Raw genomic sequence first — 20,351 nt, 5'->3', positions numbered from 1 at the left:
AGGTGGCCCCCGAGCTGGTCACCCTACTAGCTCTCAGTGACGGAACGGCACCCTGTCGAGGCGCGCTGTGCACGGGCCGACGCATACAGACATACGGCGGCCGCGGTGGCGAGGTTCAGGCTCTCGGCCTTCCCGTGGATCGGCACGCGCACCACGGCGTCCGCGAGTGCGCGGGTCTCCTCCGGAAGCCCCCACGCCTCGTTCCCGAACACCCAGGCGGTCGGCCCGCCCATGGTCCCCTTGTCGAGCTCGTCGTCGAGGTCGTCGGCCCCGGCCCCGTCGGCGGCGAGGATCCGCACACCGACCCGCTTGAGCCCCTCGACCGCGTCCTCCACGGGCACGCCGACGGCGACGGGGAGATGGAACAGCGAGCCCACGGACGCCCGTACGGCCTTGGGGTTGTAGAGGTCGACGGACGCGTCGGTCAGTACGACGGCCTCGGCTCCGGCGGCATCGGCGCACCGCAGCACGGTCCCGGCGTTCCCCGGGTCCCGCACATGCGCGAGCACGGCGACGAGCTTGGGCCGGGCGGCCAGGATCTCCTCGAAGGGCGTGTCCAGGAACCGGCAGATGCCGACGAGCCCCTGGGGCGTGACGGTGGTCGAGATGTCGGCGATGACGTCCTCGGAGGCGAGGTGCACACGAGCCCCGACGGCCCGGGCCTCCCCCACGATGTCGGCGTACCGCTCCGCGGCCTCGACCGTGGCGAACAGCTCCACCAGCCCGTGACCGGCGGCTTCCCGCACGGCCTGCGGCCCCTCGGCCAGGAACAGCCGCTCCTTCCCCCGGAAGTTCCGCCTGGCGAGCCGCCGGGCGGCCAGGACGCGGGGGGAACGGGGTGAGATCAGCTCAGGGGTAACGGGAGGCATCAGGGTCACCTAACTCACTCAACGAAACGGACCCGCGGGCAGCAACCCACGGGTCCGTACAGTCACGTCGGCTCACGCCAGCGCAGCGAGAAGCGTCACGCCGCCTTGGGGGCGTTGACGTCCGCCGGCAGGGCCTTCTGCGCAACCTCGACCAGCGCGGCGAACGCGGTGGCGTCGTTGACGGCCAGCTCGGCCAGGATCTTGCGGTCGACCTCGACGTTCGCGGCCTTCAGACCCTGGATGAAGCGGTTGTACGTGATGCCGTTGGCGCGGGCAGCGGCGTTGATGCGCTGGATCCACAGCTGGCGGAAGTCACCCTTGCGCTTCTTGCGGTCGTTGTAGTTGTAGACCAGCGAGTGGGTGACCTGCTCCTTGGCCTTGCGGTACAGGCGCGAACGCTGACCGCGGTAGCCGGAGGCCTGCTCGAGGATCGCCCGGCGCTTCTTGTGGGCGTTGACTGCCCGCTTGACGCGTGCCACTTGTTAACTCCTTGTAGCGGGGCCGTGGTTGGACTCACACGGCCCGGAAACGATTGGGTCCCGGTCCAGACGTACGGCGCTCGGCGATCGAATGATCAGGCGCCGTTCACGTCACTTGCCGAGAAGCTTCTTGATCTTCGCGGCGTCGCCCGGGGCCATCTCGGCGTTGCCGGTGAGGCGACGCGTCACGCGGGACGACTTGTGCTCGAGCAGGTGGCGCTTGCCGGCGCGCTCACGGAGCACCTTGCCGGAGCCGGTGACCTTGAAGCGCTTGCTGGCACCGCTGTGCGACTTGTTCTTCGGCATAGCGCCGTTCTCTCCTCGTCGGTGGCGCTCCGGTGCCCGGTCGCGAAAACCGGGCACGGTGGAGCGTCGTTCGTGTTTCGGTTACGTCCTGGGGACTTGCGTCCCCCGGGATCACGCCTCGGCGGAAGCCTCGGCAGGAGCCTCGGTCTCCACGGAGTCCTCGGTCTCCACGGAGTCCTCGGTCGCCACGGCATGCTCGGTCTCCGCGGCGTTCTGCGACTTGCCGGGGTTGGCCTTCGCGTCTGCCTTGCGGGCTTCCTGCGCCTGGCGGGCCTCGGCCATCGCCTCGGTCTTCTTCTTGTGCGGACCGAGAACCATGATCATGTTTCGGCCGTCCTGCTTCGGGTTCGACTCCACGAAGCCGAGGTCCTGGACGTCCTCCGCGAGACGCTGCAGCAGTCGGTAGCCGAGCTCCGGCCGGGACTGCTCGCGACCACGGAACATGATCGTGATCTTGACCTTGTCGCCCTGCTTGAGGAACCGGACGACGTGACCCTTCTTGGTGTCATAGTCGTGCGGGTCGATCTTCGGCCGGAGCTTCATCTCCTTGATGACCGTGTGCGCCTGGTTCTTGCGCGCCTCACGGGCCTTCATGGCCGACTCGTACTTGAACTTCCCGTAGTCCATGAGCTTGCACACGGGCGGACGGGCGTTCGCCGCGACCTCGACCAGGTCCAGGTCGTACTCCTGCGCAAGCTCCAGTGCCTTGGCCAGCGGGACAATGCCCACCTGCTCGCCACTGGGACCGACAAGTCGCACCTCGGGAACGCGAATCCGGTCGTTGATGCGGGGCTCGGCGCTGATGGATCCTCCTCGGTTAGCACCACACGGCGGTCTGGCGGACAGCCGCGTATGTCTCTTTCGTTAGACCTAACCGCGCCGAAGCATGAAAAATGCCCCGGACGATCACAGGCGGGGCTCCAAAGCACTACCGGAGCACCGCCGCGATGACGCGGGGCGCGCTTTCGGGCGACTCCATCGTCCGTACGGAACGATGGTGGCCGCCTGACCGGGGTGACCCGCCATCCCTGGGGACGGTCGGGTGGGAGATCGGAGCCTCCACTTGTGGGCCGGACACGCGAGCGTCCAGCCGGTCGTCACACAAGGTTAGCAGCAACCCGGGGGTGGTGCTAACCGGCCTGCACCGGGCCCTATCGTGTGGGACATGAGTGACACCCCTCCTGAGTCTTCCGAGTCCCCCGCCGACTTCGACGCCATGACCCGCGACATCGCCGAGGTGCCCGCCGTCGAGGTGATCGTGACGGTCGCCGTCAACCTGATGAGCGCCGCCGCGGTGAAGCTCGGTCTGGCCCCACAGGAAGGGGAGGGCGACAAGTACAAGGACCTGGACGAGGCCCGCAAGCTGGTGACCGCGCTGGCCGGTCTGCTGGACGCGAGCGCGACCGAGATCAGCTCCTTCCACGCGGCGCCGCTGCGCGACGGCCTGAAGTCGCTGCAGCTGGCGTTCCGCGAGGCGTCCCTCGTCCCGGACGAGCCGGGCCAGGGGCCGGGCGAGAAGTACACGGGCCCCGTTTACGGCTAGCTCCGGGTAGTAAATCTACTTGCCGCGTACGTACAAGGGCTCGCCCGGCGGCGTCGCCCCGGCCGGCAGCAGTGCCAGGTCGAGGCCGCGCACCAGGCGGGCCCTCAGTGTTTCGTCGGCGGCGAGGCGCCGAGCGACGGCATGGACGCTCGCGTCGTTCGGCATCCCGGGGTAGAGGACCAGGGCGAGAGTGCCGTCGCCCTGTCCAGGTCCGAGATAGGCCCGCTCCACCGCTCCCACGGCAGCGACGGCGGTACGCACCGACTCCACGACCGCGGGATCGGCCAGCGGGTCGGCCGTCGTACGTCCCTCCGCAAGCGCGAGCAGCGCGGAGCCGGTCAGTTCGAAGGGCACGGGTCCAGCGAGGTCCAGTACCACCGTGTCCGCCTTCTCGTGCGCGGCGGCCTGCAGCGCCTGGTGCAGGGGTACGGCGACGGGGCGGGCCGCCGGGTCCCAGCGGGCCAGCGAGTCGGTGGAGGTGAAGGCCGGCAGGGCGGTGCGGGAGCCGGCCTTGAGGGTCGGTACGGCCATGTCGCTGGTCTTCTCGCGGCGCAGCCCGTTCTCGTCCTCCTCGACCTCGCCGAGCACGGCCACCACGGGGACGAGCAACCGGGCGCCCTTGAGTGCCTCCAGGACGGGGCCCACAGCGGTACGGTCCTCGGCCCAGGCGGTGAGCGCGGCGCTGAGCCGGGGGTCGGCGGTGCCGTCGTCGTCGGAGAAGCCGGAGTCGGGAATGTTCTTGTTCGCCACGGTCACCGACCCTATCGGGCGGATATCGGGGGGATGCTGCTGGGCTTGTGCGGCCCCGGAAACCGCCGGTTCACAGGGTTCACGGCTTTCTCAGATTTCCCTGACGCACATCTAACTTCCGTCTAACGGGGCGCACAGTCGCCGCCTCCAGCATCGCGGGATGGAGTCCCCCAGAGCCCGCCGCAGCCGCCGCGCCCGTCCGTCCGGGACGCGCACCCTGCTCCATACCGCCCTCGCCGTCGTTGCCGTCGTCGGCGGTACGGCCGCCGGGACCGTGTATGTGAAGGCTCGGGCGCACTCCGGTGGGAGCCCCGTATCGTCGTCGGCGACGGCGTCGGCCTCCACCTCGGGCACGGCGGACGGGGAGGATGCGGTGGAACCTGTGGCGGAGCCGGCCGTGGACCACGACGCGTTGCTGGCCGAGGCCGTGAAGTCGGTGCCCGTCGAGGACGGCGTCCAGGTGTCGGTGGCGGTGCTGGACCTGGACTCGGGCGAGAGCGCCTCGTACGGGGACGGCGCGTTCGACACGGCGAGCATCGTCAAGGTCGACATCCTGGCGGCGCTGCTGCTCCAGGCGCAGGACGCGGGCCGGCACCTCACGGCGGCCGAGAAGTCGTACGCCACCACGATGATCGAGAACAGCGACAACACCGCCGCCTCCGAGCTGTGGCGGACCATCGGCAGGGCGGAGGGTCTCGACGCCGCGAACGAGCGGCTGGGGCTCACGGACACCGAGGGCGGCGACGGCATGCTGTGGGGGCTGACGCAGACCACGGCCGCCGATCAACTCACGCTGCTGCAGCAGGTGTTCGAGGAGGAGTCGAAGCTCAGCGAGGCCTCGCAGACGTATCTGCGGGGGCTGATGGGACGGATCGAGGCCGACCAGCAGTGGGGCGTGTCGGCGGCGGCCGACGGCTCAGCGTGGGCGCTGAAGAACGGCTGGCTGCCGCGCAGCACGACCGGACTGTGGGACGTCAACAGCATCGGGCGGGTGACGGTCGACGGCCGCGACCACCTGGTGGCGGTGCTGTCCAAGGGCAACTCGACACAGGCGAAGGGGATTTCGCTGGTCGAGTCGGTGGCGAAGGCGGCGGTTTCCGTGCCGGCCGGGCGCGCCTCGTCCTCGTCCGCCGCTGCTTCGCCCTCCGCGTCCGTCCCGGAGTGACGGGCCGGCGGGCTCAGAAGCCGTCGAAGCGTGGGCGGCGGCCGCGCCACAGGAAGACCGCCACGACGAGCAGCACCCCGCCGAGGCTGCCCGCGAGCGGGGCCGCCCAACCGCTGGTGCCGTCACCGGACGTGGACGCGTCCGGGCCGGGGCCGAAGTACTTCTCGCCGTACGACACCGCCTGCAGGCCCTTGGGCTTGAGGCGGCCGGCGGCCTTGATCGCGGCGGCCGGGTCGATCATGCCGAAGCCGCGGGAGTCGTCGCGGCCGCCGGCGGGAGGGTTGCGGGCGGTGTCCTCGAGGAGCTGCTTGATCTGGGCGGGGGCCAGCCCGGGGTGGGCGGCCTTGATGAGGGCGACCGCGCCCGAGACGAACGCCGAGGCGGCGCTGGTCCCCCAGCCCTCGTAGTACTTGTGGTCGGGGTCGGCGATGACGATCTTGTCGCCGGGGGCGCTGACGGTGGCGTACCAGCGGCGGGTGGAGAACGAGGCGCGGACGCCGAAGCTGTCGACGGCGGTCGCGGCGATGACGCCCGGGTAGGCGGCCGGGTAGGAGACGTGGTCGCCCTTGTCGCCGCCGTTGCCGGCCGAGGCGACGACGGTCACGTTCTTCTTCAGGGCGTACTGGACGGCCTCGTCCTCGGCGGGTTCGGGGTGGGCGGAGGCGGAGTCGTCGCCGAGGGAGAGGTTGATGACGTCGGCGCCGTGGTCGGTGGCCCAGCGGATGCCTTCCGCGAGGGCGTTGCCGCGGGTGGAGCGGGCCTTGCCGCGGGCGGTGTCGCCGTCCTCGAGGATCACCCGCACCGGCAGGATCTTCGCCTCGGGGGCGATGCCCATGACGCCGTCGGCGTCGCCGGGGCCGTGTCCGTGCCCGGCGATGATGCCGGCCATGGCGGTGCCGTGCCGGGCCCATGCCCGGTCGCCCTGCCTGGCCCCGAAGCCGATCATGTCCTGGGCGGGCAGGACGTTGCCGACGAGGTCGGGGTGGTCGGCCTCGACGCCGGTGTCGAGGACGGCGACGGTGATGCCCCTGCCCTTGGTGATCTGCCAGGCCTGCTGGGTGTGCAGGGCGTCGAGGGCCCATTGCTGGGCGCGTATGCCGTCGGCGTGCGCGACGGTGGACGGCACCAGGGCGAGGGAGGCGGCGAGCAGGACGCTCAGCGCTGCGGTGCGGCGCGTCACGAGGGGTTCTCCGTGGGCGAGGTGACGTCTTTGCGCAGGGCCCGTTCGATGCGGTCGGCGAGGCCCTGGGCCTCGTTGCCGAGGCCTGCCTGGGCGGGGGCCGCGGTGGCGCCGGCCTGGGTGGCCTGCTCGGCGGGGACCGGGGTGTCGACGCTGCGGCCGTCGGCCCAGCCGGAGACCGCGTAGACGACGACGGGGGCGTCGGTGAGGACGGAAACCGTCCAGGAGGCGCGCTGCTTGCTGCCGAAGCGGGCGGCGGCGGTGTTCTTCGCGGCGTAGGGGCGGGGCATGAGGTCGGTGCGGGTGCCGAGGCCCTGGCTCTGGAAGCGTTTGGCGAGGGAGTTCATGGATGCGGTGTCGGCCTCGGTGAACAGGAGGCCGACGGTCGTGACGAAGCTCTGGGTGGCGTCGGTGTAGGTGGCGCGGAGCAGCCGCCGGCAGCCGACCGGTGCGAGGGCCTTCTTCAGCAGGGGGTCGAAGGCGTCCTTGCATCCGCTGTCCGGTGCGACGGCGATGCGGGTCCAGGTCCGGTCGGCGCCGCCGGGTCCGGCACCCGTGCCCTGCACGGTGCGCGGGAACAGCCGGTCCACGGGCACGCTGTGCCACAGGCTCCCGGCCGCGGCGAAGGTGTCCTGTCCTCCGTCGTCCCCGGAACCGCCGACCAGCCAACTCCCGGTCACGGCCCCGCCGATGAGACCGAGTCCGAGCACGACACACGCGGCGACGGCGACAGTGCGCGAACGCACCCGCCCGCTCAGCGGCCGTGGCCGGACCCGCTCGTCGTACCCCTCGGGCTCCCCGAAGGACACCAGGGGCCGCCCGCCCGCGAGTCCCCCGCCGGGCGCCCCCGGAGCACTCCAGGAAAGCGCCGGGTCGGGCCCCACGCCTTCCACCCGGGTGTCCGGCAGAGGCGGCATGGGCGGCGACTGCGACGCGGGGCCGGCGATCGGGCGCGTGGACGGCATGGGAGGTGCGGCCGCGCCGGGGGGTGCACTCGGGCGCGCAGACGGCACCGGAGGGACGGCCGTGCCGGGGGTTGAGCCGGGCCGGTGGGTCGGTTCGGCGGGGGCAGCGGCCGGGCGGGGTGGCGGCGTGGCCGTGGCCGGGCGGGAAGGAGGCATGGGCCCGGCAGCCGAGCCGGGGCGCCGCGGCGGATCGACGGGAGGCGGGCCGGTCGTCACCGGAGGCGTGGTCGAACCGGCAGGAGGCGCGGACGCGGCGGCCGGCTCAGGCCGGTGCGACGGGTCAGCAGACGGCGACGGGGTCCCCGACGGCTTGCTCGAACCGGCCGAGGCACGCGAACTCGGCGGCACGGCCGAGCCAGACCCCGAAACCGCACCCGCAGAAGGCGATCGCGTGCCCGGAGCAGCGGGGGCGTTCGTGGCGCCGGGCGGGGGTGTGGGGCGGTGGCTCCGGCGTGGGGGTACGGCGGTGCTCGGTGCGGGTGTGCGGGCTTCCTCGCGGTCGGCCACCGGAGGGGCGTCCGGGAAGCGGGCCGAGGTCTGCGGCGGGGGTGGAGTCTGCGGACTCGACCAGGCCTCGCCCCCTGCAACACCGTCCCGGGTCGGTTCCGGCTCGGCGTTCGAACCCGTGGAGGGGGTGCGGTGGCCGAAGGCCTCGAAGCGTTCGGAGCCTCGCCACGGGGACCAGGCAGCGCCGGAGGCCGTCTCGGCGTCCTGCGGACGGCTTTCCGACGGCGACGATCCGACCGTCGGCGGCTGGGCAGGGCGCGGCGGAATGGAGGCGTGCTGCGCTTCCGTGCTCATGCGCCCCCCGTTTCCTCGCGCCCGGGCCGTCTACCTGTACGCGGGCCGTCGTCCTTGCGCTCAACCGGTCGACGCCGGGCCAGTCCGTCCCGGGCACGCATACCCGCACGAACGGACCGGCATCCGGATGCATGTGCAACCGTCGCCGTTCCGCCGTACGTGCGCGTCACTCTACGGGCTGCCCCTGTCAGAACGGGAACCAGTCCACGAGCACGAGGCATCTGCCCGGAACGTCCCCCTACCCTGCGGTAATCCTGTCTGGCAGGCTTCGTTCATGACTGCGCGCGCCGCCGACCGGGTCCGCTACGACCGGGCCACCGCCCATCTCGACGCCCCTCTCGCCATCGTGGACCTGGATGCCTTCGACGCCAACGCGGACGATCTCGTGCGCCGCGCGGGCGGCAAGCCGATCCGGGTCGCCAGCAAGTCCGTCCGCTGCCGGGCCCTGCTGGAGCGGGTCCTCGCACGGGACGGGTTCGCGGGCATCATGTCCTTCACCCTCGCCGAGTCCCTCTGGCTGGCACGCGGCGGCTTCGACGACATCCTGCTCGCCTATCCGTCCGCGGACCGCGCCCGCTTCGCGGAGCTGGCCTCCGACCCCAAGCTGGCCGCCGCGGTGACCGTCATGATCGACGATCCCGCACAGCTGAGGCTCATCGACGAGGCCCGCGACGGCGGGCGTGAAGTCATCCGGGTCTGCCTGGAGTTGGACACCGCTTTGAAGCTGTTCGGGGGGCGCGTGCGCGTCGGGGCGCGCCGCTCGCCGCTGCACTCGCCCGCCCAGGTCGCCGACATGGCCCGGCTGGTGGCCCGGCGCCCGGGGTTCAAGGTCGTGGGGATCATGGCGTACGAGGGCCACATCGCGGGCGTCGGTGACTCCGTCGCCGGGCAGCCGCTGCGGTCGCGTGCCGTACGGCTCATGCAGGCGACGGCCCGCCGGGAGCTGGCCGAGCGGCGCGGCGAGGTGGTGCGGGCGGTGCGGGCGGTCGTACCGGACCTGGAGTTCGTCAACGGCGGCGGCACCGGCAGTGTGCAGCACACCGCCGCCGAGGACGCCGTCACCGAGATCGGCGCCGGCTCGGGGCTGTACGTGCCCCGGCTGTTCGACAACTACACCTCGTTCAGCGGGCGTCCGGCGGCCCTGTTCGCCCAGCCCGTCGTACGCCGGCCAGGGGTCGGGGTCGTGACGGTCCTCGGCGGCGGATATCCCGCCTCCGGTGCGCCCGGGAGCGACCGGCTGCCCGTCCCGCACCTGCCTGAGGGGCTGCGCTACGACCCCCAGGAGGGACCCGGCGAGGTGCAGACCCCGCTGCTCGGCTCCCCTGCCGACGACCTGCTGATCGGCGACAAGGTGTGGTTCCGCCACGCCAAGGCCGGTGAGCTGTGCGAGCGCTTCGACGTGCTGCATCTGATCGAGGGGGACGCGGTGACGGCGACCGTCCCGACGTACCGCGGGGAAGGCCACACCTTCCTCTAGCCGGTTGACTGCCCGTCAGTACACGGTGTCCGCCTGGTCCGGGACTGCGAAGCCGTCGTCCCGCAGGAGGGGGTCCTTGGCGCCGTCGGACGCGTTGTGGGCCCTGGTCGAGCAGGGGTACGGGTCCGGCCTGCGCGGCAGGGGGTCGATGAACATGGGGTTGATCAGCCAGCGGCCGTCGGCGTTGTCGTAGGCCCGGCACATCAGTTCCGGCTTGTTGCGGTTGAGGACGAGGTGCGCGCCGGTCGCGTCGCCGACGAAGGTGACGTCGGTGTCGGCGTCCCCGGCCGCGAGGGCCGGGCGCCGCGGCCACGGCTGCCGCTGCCAGGCCGCGGCGCCGTGGACGCCGTAGATCTCCTGGTTGATCCAGCAGCGTTTGCCGTCGATGTACGGGATCACCGTGCCGCGGGTCGCGGGTACGTTGCCGCAGCCCTGGTTGCTGGGCGTGATGCGGCCGCGGCGGTCGAGGAGCGAGCGGATGGCGATGGTGTGGGCCGGGTCGATGCCGATGGCCCGGGACCAGACCTCGGTGATCGGTCCGGAGCCCGCGGAGACGATGTAGACGTCGAATCCGGCCCGCTGGAGGGTGCGGATGAGGTCGCGCTGCTGGTCGTAGTAGCGGACGTAGGCGGGCACGGTGTGGGTGCCGAGGGTGCGGGTGGCGCCGATGGGGGCCGCCAGGGCCTCGGTGCGGGCCTGGCGGGCGTAGGAGGCGAGTTCGGCGGGAGTGCGGCCGGCGAAGAGCTGGGGCACCCAGGCGTACTGCGGGACGGTGCGGCGGTGGTTCCAGGTGCCGGCGAAGGCGGGGGCGCCGCTCGCGGTGGTGGCGTTCTCCCGGATGTCGAGGATCTCGTCCGTGCAGCGGGCGTTGGTCGAGGTGCGCAGGGGTTCGGGGGTGCCGGTCCCGCAGGCCTCGGTCAGGGCGTGGTCGGCGGCGTCCGTGAGCCAGGGGCTGGTGTGCTTCCAGCTCGCGGGGCGCAGGAGCCGGTCGTGTCTGAGGGACCAGGAGAGGGTGGCGTCGGTGACGTCGTTCTTGGTGACGGTGTTGTCCCAGTCGAAGACGGCGACCGGGTGGCCGCCGGCTCCCGAGCAGGTGCCGCGCTCGTCGATCACCTGCTGGAGGCGGGCGCGGTTGTCGCCGTACCAGATGCCGGTCAGGCGGGGGCAGTCCGAGTGCGGGGAGACGGGGGGTGCGGTGGGCGCGGCCGCCAGGGCGGCGGCCGCGGCCAGGGTCCACGCGAGAAGCTGTCGCATACGCGTGGACCGTACCGTTTTGTCCCCGTGGACCTACAGAGGCGTGACGTACGCGCCCGCGATTCCGCCGTCCACCAGGAAGTCGGTGGCGTTGACGAAGGAGGAGTCGTCGCTGGCCAGGAAGGCGACGGCGGCGGCGATCTCCTCGGCCTCGGCGAACCGGCCGACCGGGATGTGCACCAGGCGGCGGGCGGCCCGCTCGGGGTCCTTCGCGAACAGTTCCTGGAGGAGCGGGGTGTTGACCGGGCCCGGGCACAGGGCGTTCACGCGGATGCCCTCGCGGGCGAACTGCACGCCCAGCTCGCGGGACATGGCGAGCACACCGCCCTTGGACGCCGTGTACGAGATCTGGGAGGTGGCGGCACCCATCCGGGCCACGAAGGACGCCGTGTTGATGATGGAGCCCTTGCCCTGCTGCCGCATGTAGGGGATGGCGGCCTTGCAGCACAGGTAGACGGAGGTGAGGTTGACCTCCTGGACGCGCTTCCAGGCCTCCAGACCGGTCTCCAGGATGGAGTCGTCGTCGGGCGGCGAGATGCCCGCGTTGTTGAAGGCGATGTCGACGCTGCCGTAGGTGTCGAAGGCCGTCTTGAAGAGGGCCTCGACCTGCTCGGCGTCGGTGACGTCGACCTTCACGAAGGTCCCGCCGACCTCGTCGGCGGCCGCCTTGCCGCGGACCTCGTCGACGTCGCCGCAGACGACGTGCGCGCCCTCGGAGGCGAGCCGGCGCGCGGTGGCGAGGCCGATGCCGCTGCCGGCTCCGGTGATGACGGCGGTACGCCCGACCAGGCGTCGGCAAACAGGGGTGTCGGTCACTGTGCGGGGCCTTCCGTGCTGATGAAGACGTTCTTGGTTTCGGTGAAGGCGGTCAGGGCGTCCGGACCGAGCTCGCGGCCCAGGCCGGACTGCTTGTAGCCGCCGAAGGGGGTCCAGTAGCGGACGCTGGAGTGGGAGTTGACGGAGAGGTTGCCAGCGCGGACGGCCCGCGAGACGCGCAGGGCGCGGCCCAGGTCACGCGTCCACAGGGAGCCGGCCAGTCCGTACGGGGTGTCGTTGGCGAGGCGGATCGCGTCGGCCTCGTCGGTGAAGGGCAGCAGGACGGCGACGGGGCCGAAGATCTCCTCGCGGGCCGCCTCCGCGTCGTGCCGCTCGCCGGTGAGGACGGTCGGCGGGAACCAGAAGCCGGGCCCGTCCGGAGCGTTCCCGCGCAGGGCCGGAGCGTCGTCGGACACGAACGACCGCACCCGGTCCAGCTGTTGACGGCTGATCAGCGGGCCCATCTGGGTCTTCTCGTCGGCCGGGTCGCCCACCACGACCGTGGAGAGCGCGTCCGCGAGCACTTCGCGGACCTCGTCGTAGACGGACTCCTGGACCAGGATCCGGGTGCGGGCGCAGCAGTCCTGGCCGGAGTTGTCCAGGAAGGAGAAGGGGTCGACGGCGGTCCTGAGGTCGGCGTCGGCGAAGACGATGTTGGGGCTCTTGCCGCCGAGTTCGAGGGTGACCGGCTTGACCAGCCGGGCGCAGCGCTCCATGACCTCGCGGCCGGTGCGGGTGGAGCCGGTGAACACGATCTTCGCCACGTCGGGGTGGTCGACGAGGGCACGGCCGGCGGTGTGGCCGTGGCCCGGGACGACCTGGAAGAGGTGCTCCGGCAGGCCCGCCTCCAGGGCGAGTTCGGCCAGGCGCAGGGCCGTCAGCGGGGTGGTCTCGGCGGGCTTGAGGACGACCGCGTTGCCCGCGGCGAGGGCCGGGAAGGACCCCCAGGCGGCGATGGGCATCGGGAAGTTCCAGGGGGCGATGACGCCGACCACGCCGAGCGGTTCCTGGAAGGTGACGTCCCAGCCGCCGGTCACGGGGATCTGCTTGCCGAGGAGGCGTTCGGCGCCGCCCGCGGAGTACAGCAGGAGGTCGCGGGCGTTGCCGGCCTCCCAGCGGGCGTTGCCGAGGACGTGGCCCGCCTCGCGGACCTCCAGCTGGGCCAGCTCCTCGAGATGCGTGTCGACGACGTCGGCGAAGCGGCGCAGCAGCCGGGCCCGGTCGGCGGGTGCGGCGGCCGACCAGGTGCGCTGGGCGGCCACCGCGCGGGCGACGGCGCGGTCCACCTCGGCCGCGTCGGCGGCGGGGACGGTGGCGACGACCTCCTCGGTGGCGGGGTTCAGGACGACGAGTTCGTGCTCGGCAGACAACAGGGGCCTCACATGCGTTCGAAGGAGCGGCGCAGCTCCCAGTCGGTCACCGCGGCGTCGAAGGCCTCGAGCTCGACGCGCGCCATGTTGCGGTAGTGCGCGACGACCTCGTCGCCGAAGGCGGCCTTGGCGATGGGGCTGTTCTCCCAGAGCTCGGCGGCCTCGCGCAGGGTGGTCGGGACGTGTTCGTACTCGGCGGTGTACGCGTTCCCCGGACAGGGCTCCGGCAACTCCAGCTTCTGCTCGATGCCGTACAGCCCGGCCGCCACCAGCCCGGCGACGGCGAGGTGCGGGTTGACGTCACCGCCCGGCAGCCGGTTCTCGAAGCGCATCGAGCGGCCGTGGCCGACGACCCGCAGCGCACAGGTGCGGTTGTCGTGGCCCCAGGCCACGGCGGTCGGGGCGAAGGAGCCCGGCTGGAACCGCTTGTAGGAGTTGATGTTGGGGGCGTACAGGAGCGAGAAGTCGCGCAGGGCGGCGAGCTGGCCGGCGAGGAAGTACCGCATGACGTCCGACATGCCGCCGGGGTCGTCGGAGGTGCCCGCCATGGCGTTGTTGCCGGCCGTGTCCGCGAGGGAGAGGTGGATGTGGCAGGAGTTGCCCTCCCGCTCGTTGTACTTGGCCATGAAGGTGATCGACACGCCCTCCTGGGCGGCGATCTCCTTGGTGCCGGTCTTGTAGATCGCGTGCTGGTCACAGGTGACGAGGGCGTCGTCGTAGCGGAAGGCGATCTCGTGCTGGCCGGGGTTGCACTCGCCCTTGGCCGACTCGACGGTGAGCCCCGCGCCCGCCATTTCATTCCTGATCCGGCGGAGCAGGGGCTCGATGCGTCCGGTGCCCAGCACCGAGTAGTCGATGTTGTACTGGTTCGCCGGCGTCAGCCCTCTGTAGTTGGCATCCCAGGCCTGCTCGTAGGTGTCCTTGAAGACGATGAACTCCAGCTCGGTGCCCACCTGGGCGGTGAAGCCGTGCTCGGCGAGGCGCTCCAGCTGGCGGCGCAGGATCTGGCGCGGGGCGGCGACCACGGGCGAGCCGTCGTTCCAGGCGAGGTCGGCGATCAGCATGGCCGTACCGGCGTTCCACGGCACCCGGCGCAGGGTGCGCAGGTCCGGGTGCATGGCGAAGTCGCCGTAGCCCCGCTCCCAGGAGGACATCGCGTAGCCGTCGACCGTGTTCATCTCGGTGTCGACGGCGAGGAGGTAGTTGCAGCCCTCGGTGCCGTGGTGGAGGACCTCGTCGAGGAAGAAACGTGCGGCGAACCGCTTGCCCTGGAGCCGCCCTTGCATGTCGGGGAAGGCCAGGACGACAGTGTCGATCTCACCGCTGGCGACGAGGGCATGCAGCTCCTCGACGCCGAGCGGGGGTGTGCGGTCTGCCACGGGAGAGCTCCTTCGGCTGCTGCTCGCTTTTTCGACCGGGCCGGAAGCCATAAGGTATTGCGGAGAACCATTGCTTGGGAAGGGGGTGCGGCGGGATGTCGCTGGATCCGGACGGCAGCCTGGAGGACCGGCTCACACCGGTACTGCGGCCGGTACGCGCGGGCAACGGCTTCGAGGAGGCTCTGGAGCAGATCCTGCAGGTCGTTCGGCTGGGCCTGGTGCCGGGGGGCGAGCGGCTGCCGGCCGAGCGGGAGTTGGCGGAGCGGCTCGGTATCAGCCGGGTGACGCTGCGCGAGGTGCTGAAGGTGCTGCAGGACCAGGGTCTGGTGGAGTCCCGGCGCGGGCGCTACGGCGGCACGTTCGTCCTGCCCCGCGCGGACGCGGGCGGCGAGGACGAGCTGCGGCGCCGGGTCGCCGAGGTCGACATCGAGGACGTCCTGCGCTTCCGGGAGGTCCTGGAGGTCGGGGCGGCGGGGCTGTGCGCGACGCACGGTCTGGGCAAGGAGCAGGCGGACCGGCTGCGTGAGGCGCTGGCCCGCACGGGCGACGCACCGCTCGCCGACTACCGGCGGCTGGACACGATGCTGCATCTGACGCTGGCCGAGCTGTGCGGGTCGCCGACGCTGACCGCGCAGTACGCGGCGGTCCGGGCGACGGTGAACGATCTGCTCGACTGCATCCCACTCCTCGTCCGCAACCTGGAGCACTCACAGCGGCAGCACGTCGCGCTGGTGGAGGCGGTCCTGGACGGGGACGCGGACGGGGCGCGGGAGATGATGCGGGAGCACTGCGCGGGGACGGCGGCGCTGCTCAGAGGGTTCCTGGCGTGAGGTGCCGGGGCCTTGGAGGCCTTGCCTTGGAGGGCACCTCTCGACAAAGGTACGAATACAATCCTTTGCAGGAGCGGGAGGACGCATGGCGGACGGGCCACTGATCGGCATCAGTACGTATCTGGAGGCCGGCGCGCGCTGGGGCGTGTGGGAGCTGGAGGCCGCGCTGCTGCCGGCCGGCTACCCACGGCTGGTGCAGCGGGCGGGCGGGCTGGCCGCGATGCTGCCGCCGGACGCGCCGGAGCACGCCTCCGCGGCCGTCGCGCGTCTCGACGGTCTGGTGATCGCGGGCGGCCCGGACGTCGAGCCGGTCCAATACGGCGCGGAGCCCCATCCCCGGACCGGCCCGCCGGCCCGTGCCCGGGACGCCTGGGAACTGGCGCTGATCGACGCGGCCCTGGCCGCCCGGGTCCCCCTGCTGGGCATCTGCCGGGGCATGCAGCTCCTGAACGTCGCCCTGGGCGGCACGCTCGTCCAGCACATCGACGGCCACGCCGAGGTCGTCGGCGTCTTCGGCCACCACCCGGTCAAGCCGGTGCCCGGCACGCGGTACGCCGCCGCCGTCCCCGAGGAGGCGTCCGTACCGACCTATCACCACCAGGCCGTCGACCGGCTCGGCACCGGCCTGATCCCCTCGGCGCACGCGACGGACGGGACAGTGGAGGCGCTGGAACTGCCGTCCGCCGACGGCTGGGTGCTGGGCGTGCAGTGGCATCCGGAGATGGGGGACGACCTGCGGGTGATGCGGGCGCTGGTGGAAGCGGCTTCTTCGGCTACGAGGCCGTCAGCCGTCTCCTGAGCCGGGCGAGGGCGGTGTCGCCCTGGGCGCGCTGGAAGGCGCGCAGAGTGCCTCCCAGGGCGTGCGGACGCCTGCGGCGGGCGGGGCGGGGGTGGTCATGCGCCTCATGCTGCATCCCGACGGCCCTCAGGGTTTTCGCCCCCGCCGCCCCTACCCGTCCCGACCCGGGGGCCAGCCCCCGGCCCCCCGCTCCTCAAACGCCGGAGGGGCTGAATTTTTGCCGGCCGGGGTTTGATCTTTCAGCCCGTCCGGCGTTTGAGGACGAGGCCGTTGAGGCCGAAAGCGGGGGTCTGGGGGCGGCAGCCCCCAGGTCGTCAGCCGCGGGTCAGTGACAGGAGATCGCGTGCCGGCCCCACCGGCCGATGCCCCGTCGGCCACACCGCCCGCAGATCCCTGGCCAGCGCGACGCCGTCGACCGGCACCGGCACCAGCCGCCGCATCGCAAGCTCCTCCCCCACCGCCAGCTCACTCAACACCGCCGGCCCGGCCCCACTGACCGCCGCAGCCTTCACCGCGGTCGTCGAGGACAGCTCGATCAGCGGCCGCGCCAGCCCGCCCAGCGCCGCATCCAGGACCTGCCGGGTCCCCGACCCCTTTTCGCGGAGGATCAGCGGCGTCGCCGCCAGCTCCGAGGCCTCCAGCGGACGCCGGCGCCGGGCCCACGCATGCCCCGGTGCCGTCACCACGATCAGACGGTCGTGGGCGATCACCGTCGAGTCCAGACCCGGCGGCACACTCACCCCCTCCACAAAACCCAGGTCCGCCTCGCCCGACAGCAACCGCTCCCCCACCGCCGCCGAGTTGCCCGCAAGCAGGGACACCGCCGTGTCTGGCCGCTGGGCGCGCAGCGCCAACAGCCAGCCGGGCAGCAGGTACTCGGCGATGGTCATGCTCGCCGCCACGCGCAGCCGGGAGTCCCGCCGGTCCCGCAGTGCCTGCGCCCCCACGTCGAAGGCCTCCGCCGCCTCGACGATCCGCCGCGCCCAGTCCGTGACCAGCGCACCGGCGTCCGTGAGCCGCGAGCCGCGCGGCGACCGGTCGACGAGGGCCACCCCCAACTGCCGTTCCATGGACCGGATCCGGCTGCTCGCCGCCGGCTGCGTGATCCCCACCTCGCGCGCGGCCCCGCCCAGACTGCCGAGCCGCGCCACCGCCAGCAACAGCTCCAGCGCCCCGAGATCGGGCACCCGATGCGCCAGCGAGACGACGACGGCCGACGGCCCCTCCCTGTTACTCATAACTCCAGCTTATGTCCTCATAGAGACATACTCCCTGGTCGCGGGGAAGCGGCAGCGAGACCGTGAGGCATGGTCACCGCAGCCCAGCCCCTTCCGCGTGCCACCGCACGCCCTCCGCGCGCCACGGCCGTCCGCCACCTCGGGCCCAACTGGTACGCCACCGTCATGGGCACCGCCATCGTCGCCACCGCAGGGTCGGCGCTCCCCTTCCACTTTCCCGGCCTGCGCACCGCCTGCGCGGCCGTGTGGGCCCTCTCCCTCGGCCTCCTGCTCGCTCTGCTCGCCGCCCGCGCCCTGCACTGGAGGCACCACCGCGACCAGGCCCGCGCGCATCTCCTCGACCCGGCGACGGCACCGTTCCACGGGTGTCTCGCGATGGCCCTGCTGGCCGTCGGCGGCGCCGCCGTCACCGTCGGCCGGGACTGGATCGGACCGGACGGCGCGCTCGTTCTCGACGCCGTGCTGTTCACCGCCGGGACGGCGGTGGGGCTCGCGGCGGCCGTCACCGTCCCGTACCTCATGGCCGTACGACACGAGGTCGAGCCGGACCAGGCCACGCCGGTGTGGCTGCTGCCCGTCGTCGCGCCCATGGTGTCCGCGGCGCTCGGTCCGCTCCTCGTGCCGCACCTGCCGGCCGGGCAGGCCCGGGAGACGCTCCTGTTCGCCTGCTTCGCGATGTTCGGGCTCAGTCTCCTCGCGACCCTGTTGATGCTGCCGGTGATCTTCGGTCGGCTGATCACCGGCGGCCCGCTGCCCCTCGCTCTGACCCCGACGCTGTTCCTGGTGCTCGGGCCGCTCGGGCAGTCCACCACGGCCGTCGGCAAGTTCGCGGATGCGGCACCGGGGGTCGCACCGGCGCCGTACAGCGAGGGATTCGGCATCCTCGCCGTCCTGTACGGCGTGCCGGTCATGGGTTTCGCGCTGCTCTGGCTGGTGTTCGCCACCGCGCATGTGGTGCGGGCACGGCGGCAGGGCATGGGCTTCGCGATGACGTGGTGGGCGTTCACCTTCCCGGTGGGGACCTGCGTCACGGGCTCCGAGGCTCTCGCCCGGCACACCGGGCTCGTCGCATACGACTGGCTCGCGGTCGGGCTGTACGTTCTGCTCGTCGCCGCCTGGTCCACCGCCGCCCTGCACACGGCCCGCGGGCTGATCAGTGGAGCGCTGCTCGCAGGGCCTCGCCCAGCACCCGCGGCGCTTCGGCCAACGACGGTCCGTACCAGGTCAGATGGCGTCCGCTGACCAACGCGCACGTCAGGCCCCGGAACGCCTCCGGGCCGTCGTCGGCCGTGAAGCGGTACGGCTCGTCCGGCAGTACGACGACGTCCGGGGCGGCCGCCCGCAGGTCGTCGAGCGGGATGCGGGGGTAGCGGTCGGGGTGGGTGGCGTGGAGGTGGTCGACGCCGAGGCGGGACAGGACGTCCCCGGCGAAGGTGTCCCGGCCCAGGACCATCCAGGGCCGCCGCCAGATCGGGACCACGGCCGTCGTACGGTGCTCGGGGCGCGGCAGGTGGGACCAGGTCGTCTCGGCCTCGTCGAGCCAGCGGGGGCGGGCGGTCGCCCCGCAGGCCTCCAGCACCCGGGCGAGCTCCGCGAACGCCTGCGGTACGTCACACACCACCGTCACCAGGACCTCGACGCCCGCCGCGCGCAGCGCCGCCAGGTCGGGTTCGCGGTTCTCCTCCGCGTTGGCCACCACCAGGTCGGGGCCGAGCGCGAGGACGCGGTCGAGCTTCGGGTTCTTGGTGCCGCCGATGCGGGGGACGTCCAGGTCGGCGGGGTGCGTGCACCAGTCGGTCGCGCCGACGAGGGCGCCCGGTACCGAGACCGCGACCGCCTCCGTCAGCGACGGGACGAGGGAGACGACGCGCACCGGCACTACCGTGACCGGTTCTGGACCGCCTCGACGTGCTCGGCGACCGCGACGACGACCACGCGCGTGTCCGACACGGTCGCCCGCCACCGGTGGCGTACGCCGCCCGTCAGATACAGCGTGTCGCCGCGGCCGAGCCGGTAGGCCCGCCCCTCGGCCTCGATCTCCACCGCGCCGTCGGCGACATACATCAACTGGTCGTTGCGGTACTGGAATTCGCGGCCCGCGTCATGGTCCCCGGTGAACTCCGAGGCGTGCATCTGGTGGTGCCCCCGCACCAGGGAGCGCATCCGCGGCTCGGCCACCGGCTCGGGCTCGGCGCGCACGACGTCGACGCTGCACGCCGGGTCGGCGGCGGCGAGGAGTTCCACGGCGGTGGTGCGCAGGGCGTCGGCGACCTTCTCCAGGGACGTTCTGCTGGGCCGCGCCCGGTCGTTCTCGATCTGGCTCAGGAAGGGCACCGACAGGCCGCTGCGCCCGGCCACCACGGCGAGGGTGAGCTGCAGCGCCCGACGGCGTCGCCGCACGGCCGCGCCCACTCGCAGGGGCTGATCCTTGTGGTCGTCTTTGTGGTCGCCCATCGCTCCGGCTCCCTCCTTCGCTCGTGTGTCCGTGTGGCGCGGTTCCGTGTGCCGTGCACCGGTGTCCGGGTGCGGCTCTTTGATGAGTTCTCTGCACCTTACGCAGGTTCGGCAAACCGTTTCACGCGCCCGTCACATCCCCGTAAACCCTGCGTGCGGTCAATTCGCCAACTCTGCCCCGTGGATGGGCTCTGCGGGCCGGCCGGACGCGGATTCCTCCTTCGGGACGAAGCCGCTGACCAGCGGGGCCGAAGGGCGGTCCGGGCCGGTGGCGGGGGCCGTCGGCGGTCGGTGCGGGATCGGCCGTCTGCGGGCGGGCGGACGAGGCTCCGGTCGGCCCGTCCGGTGCCGGGATCGCGGGTGTACGTCCGCCGGTTCCCCACGTCGGCGGGGCCGCCCCCCGTTGGCGCACCGTGTCGCGGTCCGGCCGGTCATGGCTGGTCAGTTCGATGGCGCCGCCATGCATCGAGGTGACGCGGGGGCGGCTTCGACCCGGCCGGCCAGGGTGCGCGGCGCTGTGCATGTGCACTCGGCACTTCCGGCCCGTGGAGCGATGAGGCTCGGGCGATGACATGGCGCTCCGTGGTTGGCCGGATCCTTTTCGTACGCCCTTCACGCGCGCGTGGGGGGGGCGGGGCGGAACCGTCCGCCCCCGGGGGCGTGGTAACCCACGCAA

The 20,351-nt window shown here is 72.4% G+C and carries 20 protein-coding genes; 6 read left to right on the top strand and 14 right to left on the bottom strand.

From position 1 onward, the window contains the following. Window positions 1-26: 26 nt before the first annotated feature. From AB0N07_RS17870 to infC, 4 genes are all read right to left on the bottom strand, one after another. Window positions 27-869, bottom strand: a complete 843-nt coding sequence (locus AB0N07_RS17870) for an RNA methyltransferase (protein WP_365835936.1) — start codon at window positions 867-869, stop codon at window positions 27-29. Window positions 870-964: 95 nt separating this feature from the next. Continuing rightward, complete coding sequence (gene rplT / locus AB0N07_RS17865; protein ID WP_004933571.1) at window positions 965-1,348, bottom strand: 50S ribosomal protein L20; 384 nt, start codon at window positions 1,346-1,348, stop codon at window positions 965-967. 111 nt (window positions 1,349-1,459) lie between these two features. Beyond that, on the bottom strand, window positions 1,460-1,654 hold the full coding sequence (rpmI, locus tag AB0N07_RS17860; RefSeq protein WP_004933563.1) for a 50S ribosomal protein L35: 195 nt from the start codon (window positions 1,652-1,654) through the stop codon (window positions 1,460-1,462). Between the two features lie 111 nt (window positions 1,655-1,765). Then, window positions 1,766-2,458, bottom strand: a complete 693-nt coding sequence (gene infC / locus AB0N07_RS17855) for a translation initiation factor IF-3 (RefSeq protein ID WP_365835958.1) — start codon at window positions 2,456-2,458, stop codon at window positions 1,766-1,768. Between the two features lie 361 nt (window positions 2,459-2,819). Between infC and AB0N07_RS17850 the strand changes: the two genes are divergently transcribed. Continuing rightward, complete coding sequence (locus AB0N07_RS17850) at window positions 2,820-3,197, top strand: DUF1844 domain-containing protein (protein ID WP_365835933.1); 378 nt, start codon at window positions 2,820-2,822, stop codon at window positions 3,195-3,197. Window positions 3,198-3,212: 15 nt separating this feature from the next. Here AB0N07_RS17850 and AB0N07_RS17845 read toward each other — a convergent pair whose 3' ends face one another. Then, on the bottom strand, window positions 3,213-3,947 hold the full coding sequence (locus AB0N07_RS17845; RefSeq protein WP_365835931.1) for an SseB family protein: 735 nt from the start codon (window positions 3,945-3,947) through the stop codon (window positions 3,213-3,215). Window positions 3,948-4,107: 160 nt separating this feature from the next. Here AB0N07_RS17845 and AB0N07_RS17840 point away from each other — a divergent pair, with 160 nt between their 5' ends. Next, entirely contained in the window at window positions 4,108-5,112 is a 1,005-nt protein-coding gene (locus tag AB0N07_RS17840; protein ID WP_365835929.1) for a serine hydrolase, read from the top strand. A gap of 13 nt (window positions 5,113-5,125) precedes the next feature. Here the strand turns inward: AB0N07_RS17840 and mycP are convergent, their stop codons facing one another. Together mycP and AB0N07_RS17830 are read right to left on the bottom strand one after the other, a co-directional pair. Next, the gene (gene mycP, locus AB0N07_RS17835; RefSeq protein WP_365835927.1) at window positions 5,126-6,292 is read right to left on the bottom strand and encodes a type VII secretion-associated serine protease mycosin; all 1,167 of its coding nucleotides are present in this window, start codon (window positions 6,290-6,292) and stop codon (window positions 5,126-5,128) included. Then, the gene (locus tag AB0N07_RS17830) at window positions 6,289-7,209 is read right to left on the bottom strand and encodes a hypothetical protein (protein ID WP_365835925.1); all 921 of its coding nucleotides are present in this window, start codon (window positions 7,207-7,209) and stop codon (window positions 6,289-6,291) included. The genes mycP and AB0N07_RS17830 overlap by 4 nt, the downstream gene beginning before the upstream one ends. A gap of 1,123 nt (window positions 7,210-8,332) precedes the next feature. Between AB0N07_RS17830 and AB0N07_RS17825 the strand changes: the two genes are divergently transcribed. Next, on the top strand, window positions 8,333-9,535 hold the full coding sequence (locus AB0N07_RS17825; protein WP_365835923.1) for an amino acid deaminase/aldolase: 1,203 nt from the start codon (window positions 8,333-8,335) through the stop codon (window positions 9,533-9,535). A gap of 15 nt (window positions 9,536-9,550) precedes the next feature. Here the strand turns inward: AB0N07_RS17825 and AB0N07_RS17820 are convergent, their stop codons facing one another. From AB0N07_RS17820 to AB0N07_RS17805, 4 genes are read right to left on the bottom strand one after another with little or no spacing between them, the layout of a single operon-like run. Then, complete coding sequence (locus tag AB0N07_RS17820) at window positions 9,551-10,789, bottom strand: haloacid dehalogenase-like hydrolase (protein WP_365835921.1); 1,239 nt, start codon at window positions 10,787-10,789, stop codon at window positions 9,551-9,553. A gap of 33 nt (window positions 10,790-10,822) precedes the next feature. Continuing rightward, window positions 10,823-11,605, bottom strand: a complete 783-nt coding sequence (locus AB0N07_RS17815) for a 3-oxoacyl-ACP reductase (protein WP_365835919.1) — start codon at window positions 11,603-11,605, stop codon at window positions 10,823-10,825. Beyond that, a complete protein-coding gene (locus tag AB0N07_RS17810) occupies window positions 11,602-12,975 on the bottom strand; it encodes an aldehyde dehydrogenase family protein (RefSeq protein ID WP_365835917.1) in 1,374 nt (457 codons plus the stop codon). The genes AB0N07_RS17815 and AB0N07_RS17810 overlap by 4 nt, the downstream gene beginning before the upstream one ends. An 8-nt stretch (window positions 12,976-12,983) precedes the next feature. Then, a complete protein-coding gene (locus AB0N07_RS17805; RefSeq protein WP_365835915.1) occupies window positions 12,984-14,354 on the bottom strand; it encodes a glutamine synthetase family protein in 1,371 nt (456 codons plus the stop codon). A gap of 95 nt (window positions 14,355-14,449) precedes the next feature. Between AB0N07_RS17805 and AB0N07_RS17800 the strand changes: the two genes are divergently transcribed. Then, entirely contained in the window at window positions 14,450-15,184 is a 735-nt protein-coding gene (locus AB0N07_RS17800) for an FCD domain-containing protein (RefSeq protein WP_351466300.1), read from the top strand. 85 nt (window positions 15,185-15,269) lie between these two features. Further along, entirely contained in the window at window positions 15,270-15,983 is a 714-nt protein-coding gene (locus AB0N07_RS17795; RefSeq protein WP_365835912.1) for a gamma-glutamyl-gamma-aminobutyrate hydrolase family protein, read from the top strand. Between the two features lie 314 nt (window positions 15,984-16,297). On the opposite strand, the gene AB0N07_RS17790 is transcribed toward AB0N07_RS17795, so the two are convergent. Further along, complete coding sequence (locus tag AB0N07_RS17790; protein WP_365835910.1) at window positions 16,298-17,221, bottom strand: LysR family transcriptional regulator; 924 nt, start codon at window positions 17,219-17,221, stop codon at window positions 16,298-16,300. A 69-nt stretch (window positions 17,222-17,290) separates the two neighbouring features. Between AB0N07_RS17790 and AB0N07_RS17785 the strand changes: the two genes are divergently transcribed. Further along, a complete protein-coding gene (locus tag AB0N07_RS17785) occupies window positions 17,291-18,463 on the top strand; it encodes a TDT family transporter (protein ID WP_365835908.1) in 1,173 nt (390 codons plus the stop codon). Here AB0N07_RS17785 and AB0N07_RS17780 read toward each other — a convergent pair. After that, entirely contained in the window at window positions 18,375-19,094 is a 720-nt protein-coding gene (locus AB0N07_RS17780; protein ID WP_365835906.1) for a helical backbone metal receptor, read from the bottom strand. The genes AB0N07_RS17785 and AB0N07_RS17780 overlap by 89 nt on opposite strands. Window positions 19,095-19,099: 5 nt before the next feature. After that, window positions 19,100-19,675: an XRE family transcriptional regulator gene (locus tag AB0N07_RS17775; protein WP_365835904.1), complete on the bottom strand. Its 576-nt coding sequence runs from the start codon at window positions 19,673-19,675 to the stop codon at window positions 19,100-19,102. Window positions 19,676-20,351 lie beyond the last annotated feature (676 nt).

It is taken from the genome of Streptomyces sp. NPDC051172, from assembly GCF_040682555.1.
Taxonomy (GTDB): Bacteria; Actinomycetota; Actinomycetes; order Streptomycetales; family Streptomycetaceae; genus Streptomyces.
This window is presented reverse-complemented; position numbering and strand designations above follow the sequence as displayed.